Raw genomic sequence first — 12,770 nt, forward strand, 5'->3', positions numbered from 1 at the left:
GCATTTGCTTCATCATATTATTCATATTTCCCATTCCGCCACGCATCATAATTAATTCCTCCTAATTATTATTACTCTTTTATTTCAATAAGTTCTTGTCCTACTAATTTTACTGCCTCTTCTATAAGAGGATCTTCTTTTTTCTCTGGGCTTTCTTCAGAATTCTCGCCTTCACGCTGTAAAAAATCTTCACGGATTTTACCCCATTCACTTTTTGGAATGGCAATCATATTTAATCTTTTACTTAACAGTTCAAATAAGGCTTGTTCCACTGTATCCATAGCTTCTCGGTTTTCGCTTGCCATTTTACAGTGAATCTCATATTGAAACGCTAAAACGTAAGTATCATCCGAAGCCGCTACCGGTTCGCTATTTTCTAATAAAACAGCAAACGCTACTTTGTTGTATGATTTGAGTCTTCCTAACAACTCACCCCACACAGCTTTTAATTGTTCTAAATCCTGACGCTTTGCTTGCTTCAACACTTCATTTACGCGTCCAACAGGAATTTTCATACTCCCTGTACGCACTGGCTTTGGTGTTGCACGTGTCTCTCTGACTTCTTGCTGCACACCAGCCGGCACACCATTCTTTTTGACTTGTTCTAACTCTTTCTCCAATTGCTGCATCCTGTTCATAATTGCTTGTAAACGATCTGCACCGTTCGCTTGCATCATAAACTGTTGACACAGTTGTACCATAACAACTTCTAAGAAAATTCGCGGATGATTTGTCCACTTCATTTCCTGTTGTCCCTTACTAAGAGTATGAATGATTTCATAGATTACTTCCGGTTGCATTTCTTCACTTAACATCCGGAATTGCTCATCTACCATTACTCGTTCCAACATATGTTCCAGTTGTGGTGAGGTTTGATATAAAAGCATATCGCGATAATAGTAAATGAAATCCTCCATAAAACGAACTGGATCTTTCCCTTTACCCATCATCTCATCTATGATACGTAATGCTCTTGATACATCATTTTCACGTATACATTCTACTAAGTTACCTAAGTATTGCTGGGAAACAGAACCTGTCACAGCTAATACATCTTCTGTCGTAACTGTCTCATCACTATAAGATATTGCCTGATCAATAAGACTAAGCGCATCACGCATACCACCTTCAGCGGCACGCGCAACAATTTGTAACGCCTCATCTTCTACTTGCGTACCTTCATTCGTCACAACCGTCGATAATCTCTCAACAATATCATTTACTGATATTTTTCGAAATTCAAAACGCTGGCAACGTGAAATGATTGTAGGCGGAATCTTATGTGGTTCTGTTGTCGCCAAAATAAAGATGACGTGTCCCGGCGGCTCTTCTAACGTTTTTAAAAGCGCATTGAAGGCACCCATAGAAAGCATGTGGACTTCATCAATAATGTATACTTTATATTCTACAGCACTTGGAGCATATTTTACTTTATCTCTAATATCTCGAATTTCATCTACACCGTTATTTGAAGCCGCATCAATTTCTAATACATCTGAAATAGATCCTTGTGTAATCCCCAAACAAGAAGGACATTCATTACAAGGTTCAGCTACCGGAGCATGTTCACAGTTGATTGCTTTTGCAAATACTTTTGCAATTGTCGTTTTTCCTGTTCCCCTCGGCCCAGAAAATAAATAAGCATGTGAAACTTTCTCTTGAAGAAGGGCATTTTGCAACGTTTTTGTCACGTGCTTTTGACCAACTACATCTTCAAATTTTTGCGGTCTCCATGTTCGGTATAACGCTTGGTATGACACGAAAATACGGCCTCCCTCAAAGGTTATTATCTTATTTATTATAACCCATTCTGTTTATAGATTCCAAAAGTTATTTTCTATACAAAAAACCCACCTTAGTATTAAGGTGAGTTTTGTATACATATATAACTGCCGTGCACCTTCTGTCGATTACGTACCATAAGCGTTACTCAAGCAGTTAGCTCGGTTCAGGCACTCCTGCGGCACACGAGAAGACCCGCTTATTGCTGCTTCCTTCCGGACCTGACAAGGTTCACGGGGTCCCGTTGCGCAGGACCCAAACGTCAACACCACTTACTTAAGGCAGACCTTACAGCAGCATAACCTCGAGAAGGGATTCGGCCTCGCTAGAGCGGATTGCGAGTATAGGGCACCGCTACCTCCCCGCTTAGCACGGCAAAGTTAAAACCAATATTCGGTTGCCTTCATTAAAAGGCATTATCAGTATAACTTGTTTTTTTACAAAATGCAAATACGTTAATTTTCGTTACTTTTCTCTAATTTTTTTATCGCTTTTCTTTTTTTACGAAGCTCTCTAAAAAAGTTTGTTAACAAAGTACCGCATTCTTCTTCTAATACACCAGCAACTACCTCGCATTGATGATTAAAGCGTTCATCCGTTAAAAGATTCATCAAAGTCCCTGCACATCCACCTTTCGGATCACTTGCACCATATACAACTCGCTTCACTCGTGATAAAACAATTCCACCCGCACACATCGGACAAGGCTCTAATGTTACATATAACGTCGCATCTTCTAAACGCCATGTCCCTAATTTTTTGCACGCCTCATCAATAGCTAATAACTCAGCGTGAGCTATTGATCTTTGTTCAGTTTCTCTTAAATTATGAGCAACACTAATTACTTCACCATCTAACACTATAACTGCACCAATCGGTACTTCTTGTATTGCCTCTGCTTTTTTAGCCTCTTCTATTGCTAACTGCATAAAATAAATATCTTGATCGTGTTCCATACCATAGTCCTTTCCCTCAAATAAAATACACTTATTCCCATTTACTGCACATGGGATAACTTTTACAAATTCAATCCACCCTAATAAAAAAGAGAGGGGATTACATATGAAGAATACTGCCTTACTCATTATCGATATGATTAATGATTTTCAATTTTCACACGGACCCACCCTAGCCAAAAAATGCGAAATTATAACAAACCCTATTTTACAATTAAAGAAAACAATGAAATCCTTTGGCTACCCCATAATTTATGTTAATGACCATTATCAACTTTGGAGGTCTGATATTGACCAACTAATTACTCATTGTACAAATGAGTATAGTGAAAATATCATTCATAAGATTGCTCCAAATACTGATGATTACATTTTTATTAAACCACATTACTCTGCTTTTTATGAAACACCTTTAAATTCTTTATTAGGCTATTTAAAAATAGAAAATCTAATATTGACAGGAGTCGCCGGGAATATATGCATCCTCTTTACAGCTAACGATGCTCATATGAGAAATTATACACTGTATGTACCACAGGACTGTATTGCCTCTAATCATGATCAGGATAATCTGCATGCTTTAAAAATAATGGAAGCCACATTAAAAGCAAATATAGTACCGTCATCTCAAATAAAAATTAATTAATACATATATTTATTTTCTAACTTTTTATATCAAATTAACCCGCTCGCTTCCCTCCTGTGCTACAATAATTCTGTTTTGTGTTTTTAGTAGTCACGGTAAATCACTGATTGAAAGGAGGAAACAGCGTGACCGGAGTACCATTTATCACGGTTGAAGGACCAATTGGTGTTGGAAAAACCTCACTTGCGAAGGCAATTTCAACTCACATGCAACTCCACTTACTAAAAGAAATTGTTGATGAGAATCCTTTTTTAGGAAAATTCTATGAAGACATCGACGAATGGAGTTTTCAAACAGAGATGTTCTTTCTTTGTAATAGATACAAACAATTAGAAGATATTAACATAAAGTATTTGAATCAAAGGAAACCAGTAGTAGCGGATTATCATATATTTAAAAATTTAATTTTCGCATCCCGTACATTAAAGAATTCTCAATATGACAAGTACATGCAAATCTATCGTATCCTTACACAAGATATGCCTGTACCAAACGTTATCGTTTATTTAACAGCTAGCTTGGAAACATTACAAACACGAATTGCGATGCGCGGAAGAGAATTCGAAAAAAACATGGATCCAAATTACTTACTACAGCTCACAAAAGATTACGAAACAGCAATGGATACTTTTAAAAAGGATCATCCAGATATCCCAGTATTAAAATTTAACGGAGACGATATGGATTTTGTAAAAAATCCTGATGATTTAAACGTCATCCTATCCGCCCTTCAAAATACTCTCTTAAAGGAGTCGGAATAACAATGAATTTAAGGCAAAAATATGATATACCAAATGACGCAGTAATCACTATTGCTGGAACAGTAGGTGTCGGAAAATCAACTATGACAACTGCATTAGCTAACGCTCTAGGTTATCGCACATCATTTGAAAAGGTAGATTCAAACCCGTATTTGGACAAGTTCTATGCTGATTTCACACGCTGGAGCTTCCACTTGCAAGTGTACTTTTTAGCAGAACGATTTAAAGAACAAAAAAGAATTTTTGAATACGGTGGCGGTTTTGTTCAAGATCGCTCTATCTATGAAGACACTGGAATTTTTGCAAAGATGCATCATGAAAAAGGTACAATGACGGAAACTGATTATGAAACATACAAAGGTTTATTTGACGCTATGGTCATGACTCCTTACTTCCCTCATCCTGATTTATTAATTTACTTAGAAGGTTCTTTCGATGATATTGTTGATCGTATCCAAGAACGTGGACGTCCGATGGAACAACAAACACCAATTGAGTATTGGAAAGAGATGCATGGCCGTTACGAAAACTGGATTAATAACTTTAATGCATGCCCTGTTTTACGATTAAACATTAATGAATACGATATTTTAAAAGATGGTGATTCAATTGAACCAATCATTAAAAAAATTGGCCATTTTTTAAAACAAACACGTAAACTTGTAAAATAAAAAACCCGTGCATACGCACGGGTTTTTCTATTAAATTACTTCTTTTTTGTCGGAGCAATAATTTCACTCTCAGGTTTTCCAGCGTTAATACGCTGACGAACAGTACTTGTACTAATATCGTATGTTTCAGCAATCTCTTTAACAGTCATTTCTTTCCCGTTAATCACTGCTGTTAATACTTTACCTGTACGTTTTGGAGCTGCTTCTTTCTTTACAGCTGCTTTTTCAACTTTTTTTGGCGCCTCTACTTTTGTCGCAGTTTGCTTTACATCACAAGTGCAACCACAAAGTTTACGGAATGTATCATCGCTTATAATGCGTGACACATTTGCACCACTGTTTAAAATTCTATTGTTCTTACAGACAGGACATTGTACATAATATAAAGTTTTTCCATCTAAAGGAAACGTTTGTATAATAAGATCCATGTTGACTCCTTTCATATCTATGAAGATAATCATCGGAATATGAGTGTGTAATAAGGACAAAATCGCCTTACACCATACTTTATGATTGGTTTTAAAATAAAAACTCGTTACGTGTTGGTAACGAGTTCTCCAATCTCCACTTATATGCGCTGTTGTCAATTATATCTGGAGGAGGTAGAGGGATTCGAACCCCCGCGCGACTCTCGCCGCCTGTCGGTTTTCAAGACCGATCCCTTCAGCCAGACTTGGGTATACCTCCATATTGACATCAAATATAATATCAAAAGAAAAACAGTTAGTCAACCCTACTAAAATAAATTATGAGGAAAGGAAAATTTTACTTTTCCTCTCCTACATTATAGTACTGACAACGCTCATAATTACCAATCACTCATACCGATGAATGTTTATAAATTTACTTAATAACTGTTTTTCCTCCCATATAAGGGCGAAGAACTTCTGGAATTATAATTGTACCATCTTCTTGTTGGTAGTTCTCTAAAATAGCTGCCACCGTACGTCCAATTGCAAGACCAGATCCATTTAATGTATGAACATGTTCTGGTTTTCCGTTTGGCTCACGACGGAAACGGATATTTGCACGTCTCGCTTGGAAAGCCTCAAAATTACTACAAGAAGAAATCTCACGATATGTGCCATAGCTTGGAATCCATACTTCGATATCGTATTTCTTCGCTGCTGTAAATCCTAAATCGCCTGTGCACATGCTCATAACGCGATATGGCAACTCTAATAATTGTAACACGCGTTCTGCATCATTTGTTAGTTTTTCTAACTCTTCATAAGAATCTTCTGGTTTTACGAACTTTACAAGCTCTACTTTATTGAACTGATGCTGACGAATTAAGCCACGTGTATCACGGCCAGCTGAACCTGCTTCAGAACGGAAACAAGAGCTAAATGCAGCATATCGTATAGGCAGTTGCTCTTTATTTAAGATTTCATCACGGTGCATGTTCGTTACAGGTACTTCAGCTGTTGGAATTAAGAAGTAATCTTCACTTTCAATACGGAATGCATCTTCTTCAAATTTCGGAAGTTGTCCTGTTCCTGTCATACTTGCACGGTTTACCATATACGGAGGTAATACTTCTTCGTATCCATGCTCGTCAGTATGAAGATCAAGCATAAAACTAATTAAAGCACGCTCTAATCTCGCGCCAGCACCTTTATAGAATACGAAGCGGCTTCCTGTTACCTTCCCAGCACGCTCAAAATCTAAAATTCCTAAATCTGTAGCAAGATCCCAATGTGGTTTTGGTTCATAAGCAAATTCTTTCACTTCTCCCCAAGTACGTGCTACTACATTATCATCTTCTGTTTCACCAACTGGAGCAGATTCATGAGGAATATTCGGAATAGATAACATTAACCTTTCTAAATCTTCTTCAACTGTACGAAGTTCATTATCAAGATCTTTTACTTTTTCTCCAACTTCACGCATTTCTAGAATTAGAGCTTCTGCATCTTTCTTTTCGCGCTTCAATACAGAAATTTGTTGAGATACTTCGTTACGTTTACTTTTTAGTTCCTCTGTTTGAACAAGTAATTCTCTTCTTCTCGTATCCAGCTCTTCAAAGCGACCAAAATCAGTTAAATCTTCGCCTCTATGCTGTAACTTCGCTTTTACTTCTTCAAAATTTGTGCGTAAAAATTTAATATCAAGCATTATATACTCCTCCTTTTATTTTATAAAACACAAAAAACTCCCGTCCCTATATAAAGGGACGGGAGTTAACCCGCGTTGCCACCCTAGTTGAAAGCATTACCGCCTTCCTCTCAAGTAGAAATAACGGCTCTTCACCGGGAATGTTTACTAATCATAAAGATATTCCACATTCCATTCCAGGATGGATTCACAAACTGTTTCTATCGATTTCCACCAACCATCGACTCTCTATAAGAAACGGCATTTGTTACTACTTCCTATCAACACGCTTATTTTATAAAATTGTTACCATCAATTTACTATAATCTTATACAAGTTGCAAGTTACTTATACAACTTTTTTCATTTTCGCTTCTTTTACCATTTCTACAAAGTATGCTGTGACACGATGATCATCCGTTAATTCCGGATGGAATGAAGCAGCTAAAAACTGATTTTGTTTTACTGCTACCATTCGGTCACCATGTGTAGAAAGTACTTCAACATCATCAGCTACATTTACAACATACGGAGCACGGATAAATACACCAATAAATTCTTCTCCTACACCTTTAATTGAAAGTGCGACTTCAAAGCTATCTTTTTGGCGTCCGAACGCATTGCGTTCTACTGTAATATCCATAGCACCAATATGTGCTTCTTCATAGCCAATAAGTGTTTTTGCAAGAAGAATCATACCTGCACATGTACCAAACATTGGTTTACCAGACTTCGCGAATGTACGAAGTGGTTCCATGAAAGCATACTTATCAATAAGACGGCGCATTGTTGTACTTTCACCGCCTGGTAAAATAAGACCATCAATCTCTTCAAGTTGCTCTACACGCTTTACAACAACAGCTTCTGCACCACTTGCTTCAACTGATTTTATATGCTCACGAACTGCACCTTGAAGACCTAGTACACCGATTTTCACCATTTTAAAGTTCTCCTTCAATTACCATCCACGCTCTTGCATGCGTTGTTCTGGTAATAACGTTGAAATTTCGATACCTTTCATTGCATTACCTAATCCTTTAGAAAGGCTCGCAATTAGTTCGTAATCCTCATAATGAGTCGTCGCTTCAACGATTGCGCGTGCAAATTTCTCTGGATTTTCTGATTTGAAGATACCAGATCCTACGAATACACCATCCGCACCAAGTTGCATCATTAACGCTGCATCTGCTGGTGTTGCTACACCACCTGCTGCGAAGTTTACAACCGGCAAACGACCAAGGCGTTTAATTTCAAGTAGTACTTCATAAGGAGCACCAGTGTTTTTTGCATATGTCATTTAGTTTTCAAAGTTCAACATCGCGTTTCAGCGACTTTTATAATTTAACATTTTGCGTTAAATCTGTCAACAACTTTTTTCTTTCGTTCCTGACGACGCTTATTAATTTACCATATTAATCATTTGTTCGTCAACACTTTTTAAAAAAATGCCAAAATAATTTTATCTTGGCATGATATAAAGCTTAATAACCACTAATGCAGCAACACCAGGTAGGCCTAATATACTTGTGATTGTTGCGGTTCCCAAGTTAATTGGAATATGAAAATCAAAATATGTTCCTACAACATTTACGATAAAGAGTAACGCTATCCCTAAAGTAACATGAAAGAGCACTTTTCCTATAAAACGTAACGGCTTAGAAGAAACACCAAAAACAAGAAAGATAAAAACTAAAGTAAGAATACCGACAATAACAACTGTAGAATTCATTTTTTCCTCCTTATGAAAGTGATCTATACATATTTATTTGTATGGGACAAGGCGATAAAAAAGAACATTTACCCTACAACTCCAGTTGTTTTATCTTGTTAATCTTCATTCGAAAACACTTTCTTCATAAAAACCATTAATCTTTCTTTCCAAACGAAGTAACCACTAAATATTTAATAAATAAAATAAAAGGTTCTGCTTTTTCAGCAGAACCTTTTACCATTGTTCCATTTTTACAGGGCGACGTTTTGCTTCTTTTAACAAGAAGAAATATTTCGCCTCTGCTATTTTCAAAGAACAAAGTACATCTTGAGATGGTTCCACACTTTGTTCAACCATTCTCTTCTGACGTAACCATTCATTCTTCACTTTTTCTAATAGTACAATTAGCTTATCATCATACTCTTTACGCAATTTACCCTTTTTTTGAAAGAACATTTTTGTTTCTCCTCTTATACTTCTCTACGACCTTCTAACGCTTTCGACAGTGTCACTTCATCTGCATATTCTAAATCTCCACCAACTGGCAGACCATGTGCAATACGAGTTACTTTAATACCTGTCGGCTTTAAGAGGCGGGATATATACATCGCTGTAGCTTCCCCTTCAATATTAGGGTTTGTTGCTAGTATCACTTCTTGTACCGTTTCATCATGCAGTCGCTTTAAAAGTTGCGGGATATTAATGTCTTCCGGTCCAATTCCCTCCATTGGAGAAATCGCACCACGTAACACATGATATACACCTTGATACTCTTTCATCTTTTCCATTGCGATTACATCTTTCGGTTCCTGCACAACACAAACAATCGACTGATCTCGATGCGAATCATTACAAATATAACAAGGATCGCGGTCAGTAATATGTCCGCATACAGAACAATACGCTAAATCTCGCTTCGCATTCACAAGTGCTTTTGCAAAACCTAACACATCATCTTCTTTCATATCTAATACGAAAAATGCCAAGCGAACCGCTGTTTTCGGCCCGATTCCTGGCAACTTCATAAAACTATCAATTAATTTCGATATCGGTTCTGGATAATGCATATATCAGTATCCTCCTAGAACATTCCACCTGGTAAGTTTAAGCCTTTTGTAAATTTACCCATTGTAGAGTTTGAAAGTTCATCAGCTTTTTTAAGTGCATCATTCGTTGCAGCTAACACTAAGTCTTGTAACATTTCGATATCTTCTGGATCTACAACTTCTTCTTTAACTTTCACTTCAAGAATTTGCTTATGACCATTTGCAATAACTGTGACCATACCGCCGCCAGCTGTACCTTCAACTGTTTTTTCGCCAAGCTCTTCTTGCGCTTTTGCCATATCTTTTTGCATCTTTTGCATTTGCTTCATCATATTATTCATATTTCCCATTCCGCCACGCATCATAATTAATTCCTCCTAATTATTATTACTCTTTTATTTCAATAAGTTCTTGTCCTACTAATTTTACTGCCTCTTCTATAAGAGGATCTTCTTTTTTCTCTGGGCTTTCTTCAGAATTCTCGCCTTCACGCTGTAAAAAATCTTCACGGATTTTACCCCATTCACTTTTTGGAATGGCAATCATATTTAATCTTTTACTTAACAGTTCAAATAAGGCTTGTTCCACTGTATCCATAGCTTCTCGGTTTTCGCTTGCCATTTTACAGTGAATCTCATATTGAAACGCTAAAACGTAAGTATCATCCGAAGCCGCTACCGGTTCGCTATTTTCTAATAAAACAGCAAACGCTACTTTGTTGTATGATTTGAGTCTTCCTAACAACTCACCCCACACAGCTTTTAATTGTTCTAAATCCTGACGCTTTGCTTGCTTCAACACTTCATTTACGCGTCCAACAGGAATTTTCATACTCCCTGTACGCACTGGCTTTGGTGTTGCACGTGTCTCTCTGACTTCTTGCTGCACACCAGCCGGCACACCATTCTTTTTGACTTGTTCTAACTCTTTCTCCAATTGCTGCATCCTGTTCATAATTGCTTGTAAACGATCTGCACCGTTCGCTTGCATCATAAACTGTTGACACAGTTGTACCATAACAACTTCTAAGAAAATTCGCGGATGATTTGTCCACTTCATTTCCTGTTGTCCCTTACTAAGAGTATGAATGATTTCATAGATTACTTCCGGTTGCATTTCTTCACTTAACATCCGGAATTGCTCATCTACCATTACTCGTTCCAACATATGTTCCAGTTGTGGTGAGGTTTGATATAAAAGCATATCGCGATAATAGTAAATGAAATCCTCCATAAAACGAACTGGATCTTTCCCTTTACCCATCATCTCATCTATGATACGTAATGCTCTTGATACATCATTTTCACGTATACATTCTACTAAGTTACCTAAGTATTGCTGGGAAACAGAACCTGTCACAGCTAATACATCTTCTGTCGTAACTGTCTCATCACTATAAGATATTGCCTGATCAATAAGACTAAGCGCATCACGCATACCACCTTCAGCGGCACGCGCAACAATTTGTAACGCCTCATCTTCTACTTGCGTACCTTCATTCGTCACAACCGTCGATAATCTCTCAACAATATCATTTACTGATATTTTTCGAAATTCAAAACGCTGGCAACGTGAAATGATTGTAGGCGGAATCTTATGTGGTTCTGTTGTCGCCAAAATAAAGATGACGTGTCCCGGCGGCTCTTCTAACGTTTTTAAAAGCGCATTGAAGGCACCCATAGAAAGCATGTGGACTTCATCAATAATGTATACTTTATATTCTACAGCACTTGGAGCATATTTTACTTTATCTCTAATATCTCGAATTTCATCTACACCGTTATTTGAAGCCGCATCAATTTCTAATACATCTGAAATAGATCCTTGTGTAATCCCCAAACAAGAAGGACATTCATTACAAGGTTCAGCTACCGGAGCATGTTCACAGTTGATTGCTTTTGCAAATACTTTTGCAATTGTCGTTTTTCCTGTTCCCCTCGGCCCAGAAAATAAATAAGCATGTGAAACTTTCTCTTGAAGAAGGGCATTTTGCAACGTTTTTGTCACGTGCTTTTGACCAACTACATCTTCAAATTTTTGCGGTCTCCATGTTCGGTATAACGCTTGGTATGACACGAAAATACGGCCTCCCTCAAAGGTTATTATCTTATTTATTATAACCCATTCTGTTTATAGATTCCAAAAGTTATTTTCTATACAAAAAACCCACCTTAGTATTAAGGTGAGTTTTGTATACATATATAACTGCCGTGCACCTTCTGTCGATTACGTACCATAAGCGTTACTCAAGCAGTTAGCTCGGTTCAGGCACTCCTGCGGCACACGAGAAGACCCGCTTATTGCTGCTTCCTTCCGGACCTGACAAGGTTCACGGGGTCCCGTTGCGCAGGACCCAAACGTCAACACCACTTACTTAAGGCAGACCTTACAGCAGCATAACCTCGAGAAGGGATTCGGCCTCGCTAGAGCGGATTGCGAGTATAGGGCACCGCTACCTCCCCGCTTAGCACGGCAAAGTTAAAACCAATATTCGGTTGCCTTCATTAAAAGGCATTATCAGTATAACTTGTTTTTTTACAAAATGCAAATACGTTAATTTTCGTTACTTTTCTCTAATTTTTTTATCGCTTTTCTTTTTTTACGAAGCTCTCTAAAAAAGTTTGTTAACAAAGTACCGCATTCTTCTTCTAATACACCAGCAACTACCTCGCATTGATGATTAAAGCGTTCATCCGTTAAAAGATTCATCAAAGTCCCTGCACATCCACCTTTCGGATCACTTGCACCATATACAACTCGCTTCACTCGTGATAAAACAATTCCACCCGCACACATCGGACAAGGCTCTAATGTTACATATAACGTCGCATCTTCTAAACGCCATGTCCCTAATTTTTTGCACGCCTCATCAATAGCTAATAACTCAGCGTGAGCTATTGATCTTTGTTCAGTTTCTCTTAAATTATGAGCAACACTAATTACTTCACCATCTAACACTATAACTGCACCAATCGGTACTTCTTGTATTGCCTCTGCTTTTTTAGCCTCTTCTATTGCTAACTGCATAAAATAAATATCTTGATCGTGTTCCATACCATAGTCCTTTCCCTCAAATAAAATACACTTATTCCCATTTACTG

Annotated in this window: 15 protein-coding genes, 1 tRNA gene, 2 other RNA genes, 1 pseudogene and 1 other annotated feature (1 of these 20 only partly in view); of the genes and pseudogenes, 3 read left to right on the forward strand and 16 right to left on the reverse strand. The window is 37.6% G+C overall.

The features are described from left to right. From ACUN0F_RS03125 to tadA (ACUN0F_RS03140), 4 genes are all read right to left on the reverse strand, one after another. Nucleotides 1-46, reverse strand: the 5' portion of a protein-coding gene (locus ACUN0F_RS03125; RefSeq protein WP_170771173.1) for a YbaB/EbfC family nucleoid-associated protein. It extends 281 nt beyond the left edge of the window; only the first 46 of its 327 coding nucleotides appear in the window; its start codon is at nt 44-46; its stop codon lies off the left edge, out of view. Nucleotides 47-71: 25 nt separating this feature from the next. Further along, nucleotides 72-1,760: a DNA polymerase III subunit gamma/tau gene (gene dnaX, locus ACUN0F_RS03130; RefSeq protein WP_000121581.1), complete on the reverse strand. Its 1,689-nt coding sequence runs from the start codon at nt 1,758-1,760 to the stop codon at nt 72-74. 132 nt (nt 1,761-1,892) lie between these two features. Then, nucleotides 1,893-2,157, reverse strand: an RNA gene (gene ffs, locus ACUN0F_RS03135) — signal recognition particle sRNA large type. Between the two features lie 80 nt (nt 2,158-2,237). Then, nucleotides 2,238-2,738, reverse strand: coding sequence for a tRNA adenosine(34) deaminase TadA (gene tadA / locus ACUN0F_RS03140; RefSeq protein ID WP_002108901.1), 501 nt, complete (start codon nt 2,736-2,738; stop codon nt 2,238-2,240). Nucleotides 2,739-2,844: 106 nt separating this feature from the next. On the opposite strand from tadA (ACUN0F_RS03140), the gene ACUN0F_RS03145 reads away from it, so the two are divergent. The 3 genes from ACUN0F_RS03145 (at nt 2,845) to ACUN0F_RS03155 (ending at nt 4,816) form a co-directional block, all read left to right on the forward strand. Then, on the forward strand, nt 2,845-3,384 hold the full coding sequence (locus ACUN0F_RS03145) for an isochorismatase family cysteine hydrolase (RefSeq protein ID WP_000798743.1): 540 nt from the start codon (nt 2,845-2,847) through the stop codon (nt 3,382-3,384). A 125-nt stretch (nt 3,385-3,509) separates the two neighbouring features. Beyond that, complete coding sequence (locus ACUN0F_RS03150) at nt 3,510-4,145, forward strand: deoxynucleoside kinase (RefSeq protein WP_000148207.1); 636 nt, start codon at nt 3,510-3,512, stop codon at nt 4,143-4,145. A 2-nt stretch (nt 4,146-4,147) separates the two neighbouring features. Then, nucleotides 4,148-4,816: a deoxynucleoside kinase gene (locus ACUN0F_RS03155; protein ID WP_001053583.1), complete on the forward strand. Its 669-nt coding sequence runs from the start codon at nt 4,148-4,150 to the stop codon at nt 4,814-4,816. 35 nt (nt 4,817-4,851) lie between these two features. Here ACUN0F_RS03155 and ACUN0F_RS03160 read toward each other — a convergent pair whose 3' ends face one another. The 12 genes and pseudogenes from ACUN0F_RS03160 to tadA (ACUN0F_RS03215) all read right to left on the reverse strand — a co-directional run bounded on the left by ACUN0F_RS03160 (nt 4,852) and on the right by tadA (ACUN0F_RS03215) (nt 12,723). Next, complete coding sequence (locus tag ACUN0F_RS03160) at nt 4,852-5,244, reverse strand: DUF3797 domain-containing protein (protein WP_000364198.1); 393 nt, start codon at nt 5,242-5,244, stop codon at nt 4,852-4,854. 166 nt (nt 5,245-5,410) lie between these two features. Continuing rightward, a tRNA-Ser gene (locus ACUN0F_RS03165) sits at nt 5,411-5,503 on the reverse strand. Between the two features lie 156 nt (nt 5,504-5,659). Beyond that, nucleotides 5,660-6,934: a serine--tRNA ligase gene (gene serS / locus ACUN0F_RS03170; RefSeq protein WP_000884184.1), complete on the reverse strand. Its 1,275-nt coding sequence runs from the start codon at nt 6,932-6,934 to the stop codon at nt 5,660-5,662. Nucleotides 6,935-6,985: 51 nt separating this feature from the next. Then, nucleotides 6,986-7,207: a binding site (T-box leader), on the reverse strand. Nucleotides 7,208-7,261: 54 nt separating this feature from the next. Continuing rightward, entirely contained in the window at nt 7,262-7,852 is a 591-nt protein-coding gene (gene pdxT / locus ACUN0F_RS03175) for a pyridoxal 5'-phosphate synthase glutaminase subunit PdxT (RefSeq protein WP_000238774.1), read from the reverse strand. Between the two features lie 18 nt (nt 7,853-7,870). Beyond that, a pseudogene (locus ACUN0F_RS03180) lies at nt 7,871-8,209 on the reverse strand (pyridoxal 5'-phosphate synthase lyase subunit PdxS); the annotation flags it as partial. Between the two features lie 162 nt (nt 8,210-8,371). Then, nucleotides 8,372-8,641, reverse strand: coding sequence for a pro-sigmaK processing inhibitor BofA family protein (locus tag ACUN0F_RS03185; protein ID WP_001089487.1), 270 nt, complete (start codon nt 8,639-8,641; stop codon nt 8,372-8,374). A gap of 216 nt (nt 8,642-8,857) precedes the next feature. After that, nucleotides 8,858-9,079, reverse strand: a complete 222-nt coding sequence (locus ACUN0F_RS03190) for a YaaL family protein (RefSeq protein WP_000466020.1) — start codon at nt 9,077-9,079, stop codon at nt 8,858-8,860. Nucleotides 9,080-9,093: 14 nt separating this feature from the next. Then, on the reverse strand, nt 9,094-9,690 hold the full coding sequence (gene recR, locus ACUN0F_RS03195) for a recombination protein RecR (RefSeq protein ID WP_000559168.1): 597 nt from the start codon (nt 9,688-9,690) through the stop codon (nt 9,094-9,096). 14 nt (nt 9,691-9,704) lie between these two features. Next, complete coding sequence (locus ACUN0F_RS03200; RefSeq protein ID WP_170771173.1) at nt 9,705-10,031, reverse strand: YbaB/EbfC family nucleoid-associated protein; 327 nt, start codon at nt 10,029-10,031, stop codon at nt 9,705-9,707. Nucleotides 10,032-10,056: 25 nt separating this feature from the next. Next, the gene (gene dnaX / locus ACUN0F_RS03205) at nt 10,057-11,745 is read right to left on the reverse strand and encodes a DNA polymerase III subunit gamma/tau (RefSeq protein ID WP_000121581.1); all 1,689 of its coding nucleotides are present in this window, start codon (nt 11,743-11,745) and stop codon (nt 10,057-10,059) included. Between the two features lie 132 nt (nt 11,746-11,877). Further along, nucleotides 11,878-12,142, reverse strand: an RNA gene (ffs, locus tag ACUN0F_RS03210) — signal recognition particle sRNA large type. A gap of 80 nt (nt 12,143-12,222) precedes the next feature. Next, nucleotides 12,223-12,723 (reverse strand): tRNA adenosine(34) deaminase TadA, encoded by a 501-nt coding sequence (gene tadA, locus ACUN0F_RS03215; RefSeq protein WP_002108901.1) that lies wholly within the window; start codon nt 12,721-12,723, stop codon nt 12,223-12,225. Between the last annotated feature and the right edge of the window lie 47 nt (nt 12,724-12,770).

The sequence above is a fragment of the Bacillus sp. 1A genome (assembly GCF_052682215.1).